This is a genomic window from Ruminococcus sp. Marseille-P328 (assembly GCF_964249465.1).
Classification (GTDB): Bacteria; Bacillota; Clostridia; order Lachnospirales; family Lachnospiraceae; genus Blautia_A; species Blautia_A faecis.
The window spans coordinates 320,227-336,671 of the sequence record NZ_CAXUBQ010000001.1 but is presented as its reverse complement, the minus strand read 5'-3'; the positions used below and the strand labels follow the sequence as shown (position 1 = coordinate 336,671).

The window sequence follows — 16,445 nt, the reverse complement described above, 5'->3', positions numbered from 1 at the left end:
TGCTTTTTTATGGTAGAGCACTTGAATAAGTAATACAGAAGCTGTTTGGAAAAATAGCGGGGAGGTTATTGACAATTAATGAATGTAAAATTAAAATCTGGAAGCAAGCAACTGTAGCCTAGAGGAGGGGAGAAAGATGAAGAAGTGCAAATTAGTACAGAATATAATGAATTTCAAATTTTGTTACATTATATTTTGCACAATTATATGTTTTATTGTTTTATCCGTTCCTACATTTGCCAAAGAAAACTCTGACAATGTTATCCGGGTAGGATCTTTTGAAGAAACTTATAATACCGTCAATGAAAAGGGAGAAAGAAGCGGCTATGGTTATGAGTATCTTCAAGATATTGCAGGTTATGCAGGATGGACATATAAATACATAACAAGTGATTGGAAAAACTGCTTTACACAGTTGGAAAATGGAGAGATTGATATTCTTGGTGACATTTCCTATACAGACGAACGTGCTGAAAATATGCTTTTTTCCGATATGCCTATGGGGGAAGAGAAATATTACATCTATACGGATGCATCCAATATGGATCTTACAGCAGGAAATCTGGATTCTTTTGAGGGAAAAAATATTGGTGTGTTTAAAGATAATATAACGGAGGATGTGCTTAACGAATGGGAGTTAAAGTATGGTCTGCATATGCAGCATGTCAATGTTTCTAATACCGCAGAAGTTATGGACAAACTGTCGAAACATGAAATTGACTGCTTCGTTTCGGTAGAAGAATCCCGTTGGGAAGAATCGGATATTTCACCGCTTACAAGTATTGGAGAGACAGAAATCTATTTCGCTATAAATCCAGAACGTCCGGATATCAAAGAAGCACTGGATAGTGCTATGCGCAGAATCAAGGATGACAACCCATTTTACACAGATGATCTCTACAGGCGTTATCTTTCTGCACAGAGCAGCTCGTTTCTTTCAAAAGAAGAAAGTGAGTGGATCGGGCAGCATGGTGCAATCCGGATAGGGTATCTGAATCAGGATGGAGGTATCAGCAGTGTAGATCCATCAACAGGTAAACTGACAGGTGTTATTACAGATTATGTGGATCTTGCAGAAAATTGTCTGCAAGGTCAGACTCTGGAATTTGAATTAAATGGATATGAGACAAGAAGTGAACTGCTTCAGGCATTGCAGGATGGAAAAATAGACCTGATTTTTCATGCAAACCAGAATCCATACTTTGCAGAAACAAATGGATTTGCTTTGTCGGATACGCTGTTGACTCTCAATATGGCAGCAATTACGGCAAAGGATTCTTTTGATGAAAATAAAGAGAATATAGTTGCCGTTGAAAAAGATGATTTTGCATTGAAAGCATATCTTTCATACAATTATCCGCAATGGAAGGTTGTGGAATATGAAACATCAGATGCAGCAGTAAAAGCAATGCAGAAAGGGGAGACGGATTGTATTGTAAGCAATTCAGGTACTGTTTCAGACTATTTGAAAAATAATAAGCTTCATAGTGTTTTCCTGACAAAAGAAGCTGATGTTCCATTTGCTATTCTGCAGGGAGAACCGGTTCTTTTGTCCATTCTGAATAAAACACTGACATCTATGCCTACAACTCAATTTTCAGGTGCAGTAGTTTCGTATAATGCTTCCTTACGAAAAGTTACAGCGAAGGATTTTATTCAGGACAATTTACTGACAGTTTCACTTATCGCTGGAATTTCTTTTTTCGTTGTTCTGTGTATAATTCTTGATTCTTTGAAAAAATCAAAACGTGCGGAAGAAAAATCCAAGAAGTCTGCTGAGCAGGCATTGAAGCTGAATCAGGAGCTTGAAGAAAAACAGCAGGAATTACAAAATGCACTTGTAGAAGCACAGAGTGCCAATAAGGCTAAGACTTCCTTTTTAAATAACATGTCTCATGATATCAGAACACCGATCAATGGTATTATTGGTATGCTTACGATTCTTGAGAAAAGCGGAAATGATGCTGAGCGGGCAAAGGATTGCATGAATAAAATACATGAGTCATCGAAACTGCTACTATCATTGATAAATGATGTTTTAGATATGGCAAAGTTAGAATCAGATACAGTGGTTTTTGGTGATGAATCCATCAATCTGGATCAGGTATGTCAGGAAATCACGGAGTCACTATCTTTTCAGGCAGAAGAAAAAGGACTTCATGTTATAGGAGAACATGATGATTACAGTGGTATATATGTTTGGAGCAATGCAGTTCATCTGAAAAAAATATTGATGAATCTGTTTACAAACAGTATGAAGTACAATAAGGTGAATGGTTTTATTTACATGAGTATGAGAACGATTGAAAGATTAGAAGATCACATGACATGTGAATTTAAAATAAAAGATAATGGAATTGGAATGTCAGAAGAATTTATAAAAAATGAATTGTTTACTCCATTTGTACAGGCAGATAATTTCCCACGTTCTGATTATAATGGGACAGGTCTGGGAATGCCTATTGTGAAACAACTTGTAGAAAAGATGGGCGGAACCATAACAGTTGAAAGCAAGCTTGGTGAAGGAAGCTGTTTTACTGTAATACTTCCATTTAAAATTGATACGAATGCACGGCCAGAAGAAAAAGAAGATTTCAATGCAGATATATCAGGTGTCCGGATATTATTGGTTGAAGATAATGAGCTGAATGTGGAAATAGCAGAATTTATGCTGACGGAAAATGGGGCTAAAGTAGAAACAGTGAACAATGGGTTAGAAGCTGTTCAGCATTTTGAAGCTTCCGAACCGGGAACATACGATGTTATTTTAATGGATGTTATGATGCCGGTGATGGATGGGCTTACTGCCACAAAAACAATAAGATCCCTGGAACGGCAGGATGCAAAAACAATCCCTATCATTGCTATGACTGCAAATGCATTTAGGGAAGATGCAGAAAAGTGTATGGAAGCAGGAATGAACGCACATCTCGCAAAGCCGCTGGATGCGGAAAAAATTAAGCAGACCATAAGCGAAGAGTTGAGAAAGCAAAATGCCTGTCATAAATGATTATGAGGCAACCGCAGCAATCAGGAGCCTTCCAGATGCATGGGAAAAGCAGACAGGAAACATAGAGAGAGGATTTTGTTATGACAGAAATTAATTTATTTCCGAAGCAACCGCAGTCTGTGACTGTTTTGGTTTTTATAACTGTGCTGATCGTTCTGCTTCTTATCCTGACTGTAATGGTACATATGAGGAACAGAAAACTGAAAAGTACGTTGGAAGAACAGATGGCGGAAAGACGGCTTTTGGATAAGATATGTGCAGATTTTACGGCTGTCTATTATGTTGAATTAAATACCGGTTCCTTTGAAATTCTCCATATAAACGATGGAACCAACGTAAAAAAAATGAATCTGAAACAGGGTGATAATTTCAATTCTTCTGCTGACCAATATGCGGTTCAATATCTGTATGAGAAAGAAAGACAGGAATTTAAGGACTGGATTTCGACAGGGCATCTAAAGGAACAGCTTTCCCGGAAGGAGCGCATTACATACCATTATAGAAGTAAACCGAATCCGAACCAGCATGAATTTTTTGAGGCACAGGCAGCCAAAATATACGAGGATGAGAAACATTTTTTCGCACTGGTGGGTTTTCGGCATATTGATGATATCATGGAAAAAGAAACTACGATCCAGAATCAATTAAAGCAGGCACTGGATGAAGCACGGCTGAGTAATGAAATAATCTCAGCAATTGCTAAGAGTTACTGTTCTATCTACAGGATTGATGTGCAGAAAGATTTTTTTGAAGAGATATCAAATGACAGTGAAATACACAAACTGACAGGAAACAGAGGCAGTGCATCGGAGAAACTGTATCAGCTTTGTGATACAATGGTTGCATCTGAATACCGTTCGCTGATCCGTCCATTTCTGGATGTCTCTACACTTTCAGCAAGATTGAAGACGGAAGAATATATTTCTACAGAATACAGAATGTGTGATGGCAGTTGGCACAGGATGCTTTTTACTGTAAAAAAACGGGATGAGTCTGGAAATGTAACCCATGTTTTATGTACAGTCCGTAGTATCAGCGATTCCAAGAGACGTGAAGAGGATCTTAACTTTGCTGCGGAAGCAGCAAAGCGGGAAGCCGAAATGAAAACAAGGTTTCTGGCAACGATGAGTCATGATATCCGTACACCACTGAACGGTATTATCGGTATGGTAAATATGGGAAATCAGTACGCAGATGATCCACAGATGCAGCAGAAGATCAGAGAAAAGGTAATGGAATCCCTGAAATATCTGGTGTCTCTGGTAAATGATGTGTTGGATATGAATAAACTACAGAGCGGGGATTTGAAGGACCAGCAGCTTTTATTTGATCTGACAGAGGTACTGCAGGAACTGAATCAGATTTATGATGAGCGGGCTGCCAAGAAAGGCATCCGGTATGAGATTGACTGGAAAAATGGTACATACAGTCACAGCACTCTGGTTGGAAACCCGGTATATCTTGGAAGGATTCTGTCGAATATTATGGACAATGCCATAAAATTCAGTCAGTCGGGTAGTGTGCTCACGTTCGGGGTTAAGGAAGAAACTCTGGATGATGACAGAGCAAATTTCACTTTCTACTGTAAAGACCAGGGTGTGGGTATGAGTGAAGATTTTATTGCACATGCTTTTGATATGTTCTCTCAGGAAAGCGAGACAAGCAGATCCAGGTATGAAGGCACCGGACTGGGGCTTGCAATTACGAAGCAACTCGTGGACAGAATGGATGGAAGTATTGAACTGAAGAGCAAAGCAGGTGTCGGGACAACAGTTATTGTAAAAATTCCGTTCAAAATTGGCACACAGGATAAAAACAGTAATTTATCAGATAAGCCAGTAAGCCTTGATGATTATTCGGTAGAAGGCATGCGGGCATTGGTTGTGGAAGACAATGAGTTGAACATGGAAATTTCCAGATGTATACTGGAAGACAGCGGTATGGAAGTTACATGTGCAGTAGACGGGCAAGAAGCAGTTGAAATCTTCGAGAAATCTGCACCGGATTATTTTGGGGTAATTTATATGGATATTATGATGCCGAGGATGAATGGTCTGGATGCGGCAAGGACAATCAGGGAAATGAAAAGAAGGGATGCCAGGAGGGTTCCGATCATTGCAATGTCCGCGAATTCTTTTGCAGAAGACATTATCAACAGCCGGCTGGCTGGAATGAATGTTCATCTTGCAAAGCCACTGGATGCGGAAAAAATGATCATTGCCTTAAAACAATGCATGGCAGATAATAGCGATGTAAAACTGCACGAAGATTTGTAGGAATAAAAAGACAGAGCATATAAAGTTGTTATATGGTCTGTTTTTTAATTCCTTAGAAGAAGCAGGCTGTGAAAATTCATATGTCTTTTTGGGACTGAAATAATTACTTAAATGAAAAACTAATTTCCAGCTGTGGACTATCCCTGTCTGACATCATTAGCAAAATCAATGCAAGGGGAACATAATTAGGATAAAAGCAGACCGGTGGAGAGCAAAATCTCTGCTGGTTTTATATATGAGATCAAATCAGAGCATGTGAGAAAAAGTCCAGCTAACATTTGAGTTCTGCTCTGTTGTCACCCCTTATTCGGGGATGTAAATCAGAGAAAAGGCGGGAAAAGAAACAATCTCTCCCAAACCTGCAAACATAAATTGAACAAAATCGCTGCGCGATGGCCTACCAAGGCTATGGCATAGCGATTTTCTTTTTTCTATAACAAAACAGTGGAAAGCAAGTCCTAAAAGTAGTATTGTTAAGTCACCACAACGAAACAATCAAACAGGATCGACCTTCCCACTGCCTATGAAAAGAATACCACCCTTCCGCTTGGTTGGCAAGCGGTTTTATGACCAAAATGCACCTCCATATAAAGCAGTGTTCCGGATAACTACTGATTTTATATGGAGGATTTTATTATGTATGAAAAATATTTAGAACAGCTTGAGGAAGCCGGAAAAATCCGTAACCTTAAAGAACGTTCCATCAACTGCTATAAAAACTATGTCTCTTATTTTCTGAAATATCAGAATAAGAATCCTGAAGAGACACAAAAAGCTCACTTTATGCCGGAATCTCCTCGGATGCAAAAAATATCTTTCAAAGCTCAGGGATAAGGAGATGCCAGAAATATTGAAACAGCTATACGGGATAAACATCTATGTATGTAAATCCTGCGGTGGACATCTTGGAAAACCACAACTGAGAATACCGCAAAGGTGTTAAAATCCAAATCTTTTATATGTTTTCTAAGCCTCAAAATCCTGAGGTTTAATTGTTATACCTATTTATCTGAAAATTCTTGATTTCTGTAGCGTCTGCACAGGAAATCCTGTATAATCATGGATAAGAACAAAAGATTAAAAGTCCATAGGTAGTAGCTACTCGGACGCTCATTTTGTTCAATTAGGTCAAATCGAAAATGGAGTAAACGAAGGGGCAGTTCACTGAAATGTCGAAACTGCTTTTTCGTTTACTCCATCATCGATTCTAACCTAAAGAATTGTCTTAATTGGATAAATCGAAATTGAATACTGAAGGGATATATTTTAAAATGATACTAGAAACTGAAAGATTAATTTTAAGAAAGTGGACGCAAGATGATGCAGAAAGTTTGTTTACTTATGCAAAAAATCCAAAAGTAGGGCCAATTGCCGGATGGCCTCCTCACAAGGATATCGAATCAAGTAAATATGTTATTGACAATATTTTCACCGGAGCAGAATGCTATGCAATCTGTGAAAAAGAGAATAATGTTGCAATAGGAGCTGTTGAACTAAAACTAAACGGACATACAGATATGACAGATAGAGATGATGAATGTGAACTTGGTTACTGGTTGGGAGAACCATTCTGGGGCAGAGGGTATATGCCAGAAGCGGCATATGCGCTTATGAAACGAGGATTTGAAACGCTTGAAATGACTACAATATGGTGTGGCTATTATGACGGAAATAAAAAGTCCAAAAGAGTACAGGAGAAACTTGGATTTATTTATCATCATACTTGCGATGAGGTTCCAGTACCATTGCTTAATGAGGTAAGAGTTGGCCATACAAATGTCATAACAAAAGAACAATGGAAAAGCCATACACAATCTGATGGAAAAATCCACGTAGCCAATATCGAAGAAGTGTAAAGAACCAATTATATCTGTTGGAGAGAGCGGTGAAAAGTTATGAAGTTATTATTTAAACAAAGGCTATTTTCATGGTTTGACAGCTATGATATTTATGATGAAGCAGGCAACACTGTTTATGTAGTAAAAGGCCAGTTGTCCTGGGGACATAAACTTGTAATTTATGATGCCTATGGAAATGAAGTAGGAATGGTTGTTCAGAAAGTACTTACTTTTCTTCCTAAATTCGAGATTTATAAAAACGGCAGTTATATAGGATGCTTGAGCAAAGAATTCTCATTCCTGACGCCACATTATAATATTGATTACAATGGATGGCATATTGATGGAACCATTATGGAATGGAACTATAGCATTCTTGATCGAAGCGGTTATTCAATTGCACGGGTTAGTAAAGAACTGTTTCATATGACTGATACATATGTTATTGATGTGCAGGATCCAGGAAATGCGTTGGATGCGCTGATGTTTGTACTGGCAATCGATGCAGAAAAATGTTCCAGAAATTAATAGTTAATCTTGTTTCTGTAATTATTCGGAGGATGAAGTATGGGATTATTCAAAAAGAAAATCATGAAAAAAACATATGACCGAGAACATATGAAACCAGTTATTCGTGCAAGTATTTGTACCGGAGAAGAAGTAGCAGGGTTCAAAGACATACGGACCGGAAAAATCGAAGAAATCATGCTGATCAGATCGCCGGAGGACTTAGAAAAATTTAAAGAGATATATGAGATAACAGAGGAAATTGCAAAAGAATATTAAACATTGGATAAGGAGGATGTATTGTCATGAGAACTATAGGTAATATTCTTTGGTTTATATTTGGAGGATTACTGGGTGGACTGGCATGGATTTTTGCAGGATGCATATGGTGTATTACAATTATTGGAATTCCGGTAGGTCTGCAATGCTTTAAATTTGCAACCCTGGCATTCTGGCCGTTTGGAAAAGAAATCGTATATGGAAATGGCATGTTTTCGTTTCTGGTAAATCTTATATGGATTATATTTTTTGGATGGGAAATGGCACTTGGAAACCTGATAGTTGGTTGTATATGGTGTATTACGATAGTTGGAATTCCATTTGGAAAGCAGTTTTTCAAGATGGCAAGACTCTCTTTCATGCCATTTGGTGCGAGTGTGATAGGATAAAAGAAAAAATAAAAAAGAATTTGTTTAATTGGATAAATCGGAATTGTGCACCCAGACAAGCTCTCCGGCAATCAGGACACAGACAGGTGGTTATCCTGGCATCCCAATCATTGGACGTCAGGAACTGAATGAGTACAGAAAGAAAAAATTGTGCCGATTGTATTTTTATTGTACCTACCTCAATTGTAATCTAAGATTCCATACCTACTATCTTAGATAAGTGCAAAGAAATAAGTGAAATATCAATACAATTGTATTGAATTAGTAATGAAATAGCATTATAATGAAGAAAAAAGGAGGTATCTAAAATGGCAAGTACAATTCAGATCAGGGTAGACGATGATTTGAAAAATAAATCAGATCAGCTTTTTAAAGATCTTGGAACTGACACGACATCAGCAATAAGGATGTTTTTAACGCAGGCGGTTGCATATAATGGATTTCCATTTGAAATAAAACGAACTGTGCATAATCCTTATACATCTATGACAGAAGAAGAGATGCTTCAAAGACTGGAACAATCCAGAGAATCTTCAAAAAGGGGAAATTACCGAAATGCAGATGATGTGATTTCAGATATAAGAGGAAAATATGGATTATAAAATAGTTGTAACAGCTGAAGCAGAAGAAGACTTGAATCAGTTTATACAGTATCTGTTTTTCGCTAAGAAAAATAAGCAAGCAGCGAAAAATGTGCTTGATGATTTTGAGAATACTATTAAAAAGTTAAAGTATGTAGCGAGTAGTTTGAAAGTATGCGACAATCCACGTTTACAGAGTCTGGGATATCGTCGAATAAATTTTCAACAGCACAGATATTTTATGTTATATAGAATAGAAAATGATGTTGTATATGTGGATGATATTTTCCATGAGTTACAAGATTATGAAAACAAAATGATATAAGAAGCGTAATTGATACTTTATAGCCTGTATTTGGGATACCTCTGATACTTCCGCCTGATACAATGATTATGCTGGAAGTAGAAGATCAGCAGGACAATTTAATAAAATTTTTTAAAGCTCTATTGGGTTAAATACTCAATGGGGCTTTTTTTGATGCCTGAAAATCAATGATTTCCAGCCAAAGCCACGGGTCTGTCTATGACCGCGTGATTGGGAAGGGAATCAGGCATGATCAGATGCATCAGCGGATCACGTGCATCTCCGCCCCTGGATTTGAAACAGAAAACAAGATTTCAAATTCAGGAGGAAAAGAAGATGTACGTACAGCATCCATATAAATACGAAGGAAAATATTATGCAAAGATTGATGGAGTATTCTATGAGATCTCCAAGGAAGTAGCAATGGCAATGTTTGCCGAGTATCGAAATGAAATTTACCGTAGCCGTAAGTGGGCACCGGAGTCAGAAGAAGATGATCAGATGGAAGATTTTCAGGATTTGGAAAATAAACAAGAGAAAGAGGAGCCTGCGGATCAGAAAGATAAGAAATGGAAGCGTAAAACCAGGAGATGTGAAATCCTGGATTGCGCTTTCAGTGCCAACAGCGATGGGCTTTCTATTGCCGATATGTCAGACGACACGCAGATGAGCATGGAAGAAATGATGATTCTGAAAGAGGAGAGCAGAATTCTTCATGAAAAGATCGACAAGCTTAGTCTTCAGGAACAGTTCATCATTAAGTCGATATATTTTGATGACATGAAACAGAAGGATGTGGCAGAAATCCTTGGTGTTACAAAAGGAGCACTGAGTCAGAGACTTAATACGATTCTCAGAAAGATGCGAAACATGTACATGGAAGGATAAACAACATTTTTATAATTTTTTGTTTCCTTGCCTAAACTTTCTCCGTGTTTTTTGTATTTAGAAACTGAATAAACAAGTAGAGAAAGTGAGATGGCAGATATGGACAAGAGATGTTATTCAGTAGCAGAACTGCAGGAGATTTTGGGTGTAAGCAGACAGTGTATTTATGAGCTGCTCAAGAAAAAGAAATTCAGTTGGGTGATGGTCGGTGGCAAGTACCGTATTTCCAAGAAAAGCTTTGATGAGTGGCTGGATCAGCATCAATAGAAAGAGCGTTTAGAATGATTTGTTTTGTGTAAACGATGACATCCTAACGCTTTTTCTGCAGATGCGTTATGTTAGTAATGTAGGAGGTGTCACAGTTGTATTACAATCCATTAACAAAGGAAGAGGAATTCCATGAACTGGTGAAAGAGATAGAAAGCCAGAGCGCATATAAAAGGCAGCCTCCTCTGGAAAAGAAATATATGTCCGTACCAGAAATGGGACGACTTCTGGGGCTGAAGAAAACAGACCGATACTGGCTGGTGCACAAGAACTTTTTCAAAACAGAAGTGATCCTTGGCAAAATGCGTGTGGAGTTGGAAAGCTTTGAAAAGTGGTATGCCAATCAGGTGAAATACCATAAGGTCACAGGAGAAGAGCCAGGACTGGAACTGAAGAAAAGTTCCTATTCACCACGGGATATCGCAGAGATGCTTCAGATATCTGAGGGTCTGGTTTATGAAAAAATGAAAAAGGCCGGTGTGGAATTTGTTTTGGTGAACTATTGGAAACGATACCCAAAAAAAGCATTTGATAAATGGTATCGAAGTCAGAAACGGTACCGAAATGCCGAGGACCGGGAGAAAGTTCGTGACATTGTAGAAAGCTCCATGGCTATGCCGGAGATGGCCGGCTTATTAGGCGTTCCCAGATCTACTGTATATGGTCTTCTGAATCAGTCAGAGATTCTGAAAACCATTGAGGTTGATGGTCGAAGACGAGTGACAAAGAAGAGTTTTTATGAATGGTATGGCAGCCAGGATGATTATCATGTCGTATCGGACGAAATGCCAGAGACAGTGAAGGGTGAAGATAATCGCAGGATTGAAGCTTATAGAAGAGTGGTTCTGGAACGGGATGGTCATAGCAAGAATATAGGAAATGATGTTTATCTGACAGTAAATGAGGCAGCAGTTCTGGCAGGAGTAAATCCGGCAACCGTGCACAAATGGATTAAAAAAGAAAAAGTAGAAGCAGTACAAAGCAGCAAAACGATTCGAATTCCAAGGCAGGAGTTTGAGGGTTGGCTGCAAGGCAGAGAGAAAGTGGAGGTTTAACATGGCATCATTAGTAGAAAGAAATGGAAGATATTGTGTTGTTTACAGCTATAAGGATAAAACCGGAAAGCGCAGGCAGAAATGGGAAACATATAAGACCATGCAGGAAGCGAAGAAGCGTAAAAAAGAAATCGAATATCGTGCAGATGTGGGGCAAATGGTTGTGCCTCATTGTAAGACCGTAAAAGATTTGATGGAGGAGTATATTACTTTATACGGAAAAGAGGCCTGGGCCTTGTCTACATATTCTTCAAATGTGAGTATGATCAATAATTATATCGTTCCGATCATTGGCGGGGATAAGCTTGAAAATATCAATACCAGGTTTATCGAAAAGTATTATCAGCGGCTGCTCAGAACTCCGGCTGTGGTCAATCCGGCCACCGGAAAACGGTAGTCAGAGTATGTGTTACCGGCAACAATCCGGGATATCCATAAACTGCTTCGGAGCTGTTTTCAACAGGCGGTAAAGTGGGAACTGATGCCGAAAAATCCGGCAATCTATGCAACTGTTCCAAAGTACAAGAGCGCAAAGCGTGAGATCTGGACAGCAGAAACGCTGATGCATGCACTGGAAGTTTGTGAGGATGAGCGCTTGAAGCTGGCTCTAAATCTGGCATTTTCCTGTTCTATGCGTATGGGAGAAATGCTCGGACTCACCTGGGATTGCGTTGATATTTCTGATGAGGCGATTGAGGAAGGCCGTGCAGGGAGACTCCGGTCATTCACAGATCAATATGGTTACGGATGTGTATTCTCATATTATTGATGACGACCGCAGGAAGAATGCAGAGCTCTTTGAAGAAGCTTTTTACGAGAAAAAAGATCTGGATCCGAGTATGCATGCCCATGCTGCCGGCAAGACTGTTGAGCTTCCAACGGATGTTGATGCGGAATTATTAGCCAAGGTTCTTTCAAATCCGGAAATGGCAGCACTTTTATCTACCCTGGCCAAATCCCTGGAGAAAAAATAGAGAGTACGAGTTTGATTGTTATATGTGGTGAAATGGTAGCCAAGTTGCCTACCAATGATGATAAAAAAATCTATTCTACTGGCATCGTCCCCATCATTTAAAAAGAGTTGATAAAACTGGAAATCCACAATACAAAATGATATTCTTTTTTTCTGGATGTTTCTGTGATATACTTATACGCGGTCGTATCAGACCGGAAAGGAAATATTATGTTACAAAAATTATATGTTTTTTTCAGGAAAGAAACCGTTTTGTCAATTGCAGTGATCCTGGCGCTTCTTTCTATGTTCTGGGTCAGACCGGATAAGGCTTATTTTACTTATATCGATTTCAGGACTCTCGGGCTCCTCTTCTGTTTGATGGCAATTGTAGCTGGTTTGAAGGCTGTTGGTGTTTTTGATATACTCGCCAAAAAATTGCTGATGGGAACATCGGGAACTGTGGGTGTGATCAGGCTGTTGGTACTCTTATGTTTCTTCCTGTCAATGGTGATCACCAATGATGTGGCATTGATTACTTTTGTTCCTCTTGCACTGATCATTGTGCATAAACTGCCAAAGGAACTGGGCAATTACTGGCTTCTTAAAATAGTAGCCATGCAGACAATCGCTGCTAATCTCGGAAGCATGCTCACACCAATCGGAAATCCGCAGAACCTTTATCTATATGCCAGAGCAGGGATGTCCGCGGCAGAATTAATAACCCTGATGCTTCCCTATTCCGCCACAGCACTTATCCTTCTTCTGATATGGATACAGGTAGCCGCTGCCAAAGCACCTCACGTATGCGGTTCCGAAAAAAATAAAACTCTTTTGGGATTCTCTGACAGAAAAGAACTTAACATGGAATACCTGGCCGCTTACCTGATCTTATTTACAATCTGCCTGCTCACTGTTGCACGTATCATTCCATACCAGATTCCTCTTGTATTGGTTCTTATATATATGCTGCTAAGAAACAGGGAAAATATAAGCAGGGTGGATTACTCCCTGCTTGCCACCTTTATCGCATTATTTATTTTTATCGGCAACCTTGGAAGGATTCCGCAATTCAGCAGTTTTCTGGAAAGAATCATGGCAGGAAGGGAAACACTTACTGCTGTTCTTGCCAGTCAGATTATGAGCAATGTTCCCGCTGCGCTTCTTTTATCCGGCTTTACAGATAATTACCGGGCTTTAATTGTCGGAACCAATATTGGAGGTCTCGGCACTCTGATTGCATCCATGGCAAGCCTGATAAGTTTCAAATATATTGCAAAAGAGAACAGGAATCTGAGAGGGAAGTATTTGGGAATATTCACAGCCTCCAATATTATATTCATGATATTCATGTTAATATTGTATTTTTTTCTTAGATAAAGGTTTTCCCGGAATTACAAAAGCTATAGCAATTCTTTCTTCGCAAAAAATTCTCCGCGGCACTCTCCCATCCTGGAAGAAAAGCTGCGGAGAAATAAATATATTTTCGGTGCCAATACAAAGATCATTAATCTTTACACCACTTTACAACTTTTTCATAAAAAAATATCGTACAGGGCTTTCTGATGTATAATGAGTTTGCTCCAAAACATTACAAAGGAAAGTGCCCCTGTACGACAAAGACATTATACAACGAAAAGACTCTGACTGGTAGACTTCACAAATATTTTTTGATTTATTTTGAAACTTTTTCTGCTCCAACAGCAGATACTTTGTTTTTACTCGTTTTATCAATACTAACATTGGAATCTGTACATTCCATTCGATTTTTATATCAGCACTTTTTGTCTGGGATTACCACAAAATCCCTCAATACCTTTTACCACGCATGTTCCTATGCAAAAGTTGATTATTCCCACTTTATGAATATCACAGCTAAAGTTGCTTTGAGAATGATTCAAAACTCTTTGACCATGCCGCACATAATGGTTCCAATTATCTGAATGGACACTGCTTTGTAAATATTATGCTTTGCATACCTGTATGGAAGAATGACAGGATGAAACATATTCCGCTGTTTTTGTACTCGTTCCGGTGGAATATTGAAACAAGCTACTATGAGCAGAAAACCTTCTGGTCACTTTGCAGTTATATGGTACGAAGCTGCAAGGGTATTGAAATGCTGGTAAATCTGATCAATATCTGTTATTGTGCAATGACAAAGGCTTTAAAACAGCTGATTCGTCAGCAAGTCTATTAATTATAAAGTTGTAAACTGGTGTAATAAACAGAATCAAAAAAAATTCGTCTAAAGAGAATAAGATATAAAAACAGAATATAAAGCGTAAGAGCATGTAGAATCTATCTATGTGCTCTATTTTTTATATTTTTTCAAGAAAAGGGACTAACAGTCCGGCAGAAAGGAAATGGAAGCGATATTGCTTGGGTATAAAAGATGGACTGAGCCTAAAAAGTACGGTAAAATCAGTATTAGAAATGAAGCTCTGAAATCGGGAGCTGATGGAGGATAATCGTTATGATCAGAAAGATGCAGAATACAGATATTAATAGAGTTGCTGACATATGGTTAAAGACCAATTTAAAAGCATATGATTTTATTCCTGAGCAATATTGGACAAGTAATTATGAATTAGTGAAAGAAATGATGTCACAAGCGGAAGTCTATGTGTATGAAGATAATAAAATGATTCAGGATGTGGATCATTGCACAGTTATCAGTTCACATGTTATTGACAGTCCTATACTGGGAGCCATAACGCCACGCGAATTGTCTGGTGGTGTGAAAGTTTTGATTCTTATGTTGAAGGATGATTCTTTTATTTACAACATGTCCGGAATTATAGGATTTCCGACAACCATATTTGTAGATAATGCAGGAAATATTGTAGGTGATCCAATAGTAGGATCAGATATTGCTGCAACGGAAGAATATATAAAAAGTATGAATAAGGAATAACGAACCGTAGTGAGATATTAGAGGAAGCAATAAACCAATTAATAACGCCGATACAGGATTTTTATAATCCTATACCGGCGTTTTGATGGTTACAAGAGAATGTATTTTACGCTTATTTTCCAAATGTATTGCTGGATTTTTTTGTTCATCATTTTCCAATATGACTTTAATCAATTCATCTTCAGGAACAATTCATGCAGAGGAATATAAAGACAGAATTCTCAAAATTCGAGAAATATAAAGATGCAATTCCTCATGGTGGATGTGTATTATGAAAAAGAAATTTGTTATAGTGACAATATCAACAAAAAAGCAGAATATAAATGGAGTGATCAGATGGAAGCGGCACAGAGAATTCGATTAATCCGGATAATAGAAAAGATGGAGAAAAATTCGGCATTCAGTAATAAGCTTGGTATAAAGAACGCATCTGAATATTCAGCAGAAAAAGAACAGAAAAAATGAAAGACACATATTAAAATGAGTTTCAGAAGGAGAAAAAAATGTTATCGTTATTATTTACAATTTGTATAATTTGGTTTGTCGGAAAATTTTTTGTTTTTGGGTTAAGAGCATCCTGGGGAATTATGAAACTACTTTGCACAGTTATTTTCTTCCCGGTGATATTGATTGGTATGGTTGTAGGTGGACTGATGTACATTGCTTTTCCATTATTGATTGTCGGTGGCATTATAGCTTTGGTGACGTCACATTCATAATGAATCAGGAGGAGAAAACGAATGGGATATAATATTGAAAAAGAAAAGAGAGAAGCAATTGAAGCTGGGCGCAGAGCTTTGAACAGTCTTCAGGCAGCAAAAGAAAATTTAAACAGTGCAAAGAACTGGGGCCTGGTAGATATGTTTGGCGGCGGCTTTTTCACTACGATGTTAAAACATTCTAAAATGGATCAGGCCAAACGGAATATGGAACAGGCAAAGTATGATCTTCGTAATTTCAGCAGGGAATTAAATGATGTAAATATGGTATGTAACTTGAATATCGATACTGGAGATTTTCTTTCTTTTGCGGATTATTTCTTTGATGGTTTTGTTGTGGACTGGGTGGTCCAGGATCGAATCAATAATGCAAAAAGACAGGTAGAAGAAGCAATTCGAAGAACAGAAAGTATCGTCAATCAATTACAGCGTATGTAAAGGAAAAGGCAATGAGTCAGAAATG

The 16,445-nt window shown here is 38.2% G+C and carries 18 protein-coding genes and 1 pseudogene; all 19 read left to right on the top strand.

Features of this window, described 5'->3' with window-relative positions; all coding sequences use genetic code 11:
• Positions 1-136 precede the first annotated feature (136 nt).
• The 19 genes and pseudogenes from ACESTK_RS01555 (at position 137) to ACESTK_RS01465 (ending at position 16,420) form a co-directional block, all read left to right on the top strand.
• Entirely contained in the window at positions 137-3,010 is a 2,874-nt protein-coding gene (locus tag ACESTK_RS01555) for a response regulator (protein WP_373118291.1), read from the top strand.
• A gap of 80 nt (positions 3,011-3,090) precedes the next feature.
• The gene (locus ACESTK_RS01550; RefSeq protein WP_373118288.1) at positions 3,091-5,286 is read left to right on the top strand and encodes an ATP-binding protein; all 2,196 of its coding nucleotides are present in this window, start codon (positions 3,091-3,093) and stop codon (positions 5,284-5,286) included.
• 636 nt (positions 5,287-5,922) lie between these two features.
• Complete coding sequence (locus tag ACESTK_RS01545) at positions 5,923-6,120, top strand: hypothetical protein (protein WP_227199271.1); 198 nt, start codon at positions 5,923-5,925, stop codon at positions 6,118-6,120.
• A 395-nt stretch (positions 6,121-6,515) separates the two neighbouring features.
• On the top strand, positions 6,516-7,142 hold the full coding sequence (locus ACESTK_RS01540) for a GNAT family N-acetyltransferase (protein ID WP_373118285.1): 627 nt from the start codon (positions 6,516-6,518) through the stop codon (positions 7,140-7,142).
• 39 nt (positions 7,143-7,181) lie between these two features.
• Positions 7,182-7,652, top strand: coding sequence for an LURP-one-related/scramblase family protein (locus ACESTK_RS01535; RefSeq protein ID WP_173716680.1), 471 nt, complete (start codon positions 7,182-7,184; stop codon positions 7,650-7,652).
• 39 nt (positions 7,653-7,691) lie between these two features.
• Entirely contained in the window at positions 7,692-7,910 is a 219-nt protein-coding gene (locus tag ACESTK_RS01530; protein WP_118577832.1) for an aspartate dehydrogenase, read from the top strand.
• Positions 7,911-7,936: 26 nt separating this feature from the next.
• Positions 7,937-8,299, top strand: a complete 363-nt coding sequence (locus ACESTK_RS01525; protein ID WP_059086556.1) for a YccF domain-containing protein — start codon at positions 7,937-7,939, stop codon at positions 8,297-8,299.
• Between the two features lie 308 nt (positions 8,300-8,607).
• Positions 8,608-8,901 (top strand): type II toxin-antitoxin system RelB/DinJ family antitoxin, encoded by a 294-nt coding sequence (locus ACESTK_RS01520; RefSeq protein WP_195379373.1) that lies wholly within the window; start codon positions 8,608-8,610, stop codon positions 8,899-8,901.
• Entirely contained in the window at positions 8,891-9,205 is a 315-nt protein-coding gene (locus ACESTK_RS01515; RefSeq protein WP_118577834.1) for a type II toxin-antitoxin system RelE/ParE family toxin, read from the top strand. Before ACESTK_RS01520 ends, ACESTK_RS01515 begins: the two co-directional genes overlap by 11 nt.
• Positions 9,206-9,520: 315 nt before the next feature.
• Entirely contained in the window at positions 9,521-10,072 is a 552-nt protein-coding gene (locus ACESTK_RS01510) for a sigma-70 family RNA polymerase sigma factor (RefSeq protein ID WP_227200178.1), read from the top strand.
• Positions 10,073-10,162: 90 nt separating this feature from the next.
• Entirely contained in the window at positions 10,163-10,339 is a 177-nt protein-coding gene (locus ACESTK_RS01505) for a helix-turn-helix domain-containing protein (RefSeq protein ID WP_117768279.1), read from the top strand.
• 95 nt (positions 10,340-10,434) lie between these two features.
• The gene (locus ACESTK_RS01500) at positions 10,435-11,394 is read left to right on the top strand and encodes a helix-turn-helix domain-containing protein (RefSeq protein ID WP_227200177.1); all 960 of its coding nucleotides are present in this window, start codon (positions 10,435-10,437) and stop codon (positions 11,392-11,394) included.
• Between the two features lies 1 nt (position 11,395).
• Positions 11,396-12,368: pseudogene (locus ACESTK_RS01495) on the top strand (hypothetical protein).
• 209 nt (positions 12,369-12,577) lie between these two features.
• A complete protein-coding gene (locus tag ACESTK_RS01490) occupies positions 12,578-13,726 on the top strand; it encodes an SLC13 family permease (RefSeq protein WP_119241833.1) in 1,149 nt (382 codons plus the stop codon).
• A 619-nt stretch (positions 13,727-14,345) separates the two neighbouring features.
• Positions 14,346-14,546, top strand: coding sequence for a hypothetical protein (locus tag ACESTK_RS01485; protein WP_243243613.1), 201 nt, complete (start codon positions 14,346-14,348; stop codon positions 14,544-14,546).
• A 276-nt stretch (positions 14,547-14,822) separates the two neighbouring features.
• Entirely contained in the window at positions 14,823-15,263 is a 441-nt protein-coding gene (locus ACESTK_RS01480) for a DUF4869 domain-containing protein (RefSeq protein ID WP_373118279.1), read from the top strand.
• 336 nt (positions 15,264-15,599) lie between these two features.
• On the top strand, positions 15,600-15,728 hold the full coding sequence (locus tag ACESTK_RS01475; RefSeq protein ID WP_273697341.1) for a hypothetical protein: 129 nt from the start codon (positions 15,600-15,602) through the stop codon (positions 15,726-15,728).
• 38 nt (positions 15,729-15,766) lie between these two features.
• Complete coding sequence (locus ACESTK_RS01470; protein ID WP_118577954.1) at positions 15,767-15,982, top strand: hypothetical protein; 216 nt, start codon at positions 15,767-15,769, stop codon at positions 15,980-15,982.
• Positions 15,983-16,003: 21 nt separating this feature from the next.
• Entirely contained in the window at positions 16,004-16,420 is a 417-nt protein-coding gene (locus ACESTK_RS01465; protein WP_373118276.1) for a hypothetical protein, read from the top strand.
• The last annotated feature ends 25 nt before the right edge of the window (positions 16,421-16,445 follow it).

Excerpts from the sequence above, each read along its gene's own strand:
- ACESTK_RS01505 (WP_117768279.1), top strand. The coding sequence starts at position 10,163 with ATGGCAGATATGGACAAGAGATGTTATTCAGTAGCAGAACTGCAGGAG.
- ACESTK_RS01485 (WP_243243613.1), top strand. The coding sequence starts at position 14,346 with ATGAAACATATTCCGCTGTTTTTGTACTCGTTCCGGTGGAATATTGAA.
- ACESTK_RS01520 (WP_195379373.1), top strand. The coding sequence starts at position 8,608 with ATGGCAAGTACAATTCAGATCAGGGTAGACGATGATTTGAAAAATAAA.
- ACESTK_RS01515 (WP_118577834.1), top strand. The coding sequence starts at position 8,891 with ATGGATTATAAAATAGTTGTAACAGCTGAAGCAGAAGAAGACTTGAAT.
- ACESTK_RS01535 (WP_173716680.1), top strand. The coding sequence starts at position 7,182 with ATGAAGTTATTATTTAAACAAAGGCTATTTTCATGGTTTGACAGCTAT.
- ACESTK_RS01525 (WP_059086556.1), top strand. The coding sequence starts at position 7,937 with ATGAGAACTATAGGTAATATTCTTTGGTTTATATTTGGAGGATTACTG.
- ACESTK_RS01545 (WP_227199271.1), top strand. The coding sequence starts at position 5,923 with ATGTATGAAAAATATTTAGAACAGCTTGAGGAAGCCGGAAAAATCCGT.
- ACESTK_RS01475 (WP_273697341.1), top strand. The coding sequence starts at position 15,600 with ATGGAAGCGGCACAGAGAATTCGATTAATCCGGATAATAGAAAAGATG.
- ACESTK_RS01555 (WP_373118291.1), top strand. The coding sequence starts at position 137 with ATGAAGAAGTGCAAATTAGTACAGAATATAATGAATTTCAAATTTTGT.
- ACESTK_RS01465 (WP_373118276.1), top strand. The coding sequence starts at position 16,004 with ATGGGATATAATATTGAAAAAGAAAAGAGAGAAGCAATTGAAGCTGGG.
- ACESTK_RS01530 (WP_118577832.1), top strand. The coding sequence starts at position 7,692 with ATGGGATTATTCAAAAAGAAAATCATGAAAAAAACATATGACCGAGAA.
- ACESTK_RS01510 (WP_227200178.1), top strand. The coding sequence starts at position 9,521 with ATGTACGTACAGCATCCATATAAATACGAAGGAAAATATTATGCAAAG.
- ACESTK_RS01470 (WP_118577954.1), top strand. The coding sequence starts at position 15,767 with ATGTTATCGTTATTATTTACAATTTGTATAATTTGGTTTGTCGGAAAA.
- ACESTK_RS01550 (WP_373118288.1), top strand. The coding sequence starts at position 3,091 with ATGACAGAAATTAATTTATTTCCGAAGCAACCGCAGTCTGTGACTGTT.
- ACESTK_RS01480 (WP_373118279.1), top strand. The coding sequence starts at position 14,823 with ATGATCAGAAAGATGCAGAATACAGATATTAATAGAGTTGCTGACATA.
- ACESTK_RS01490 (WP_119241833.1), top strand. The coding sequence starts at position 12,578 with ATGTTACAAAAATTATATGTTTTTTTCAGGAAAGAAACCGTTTTGTCA.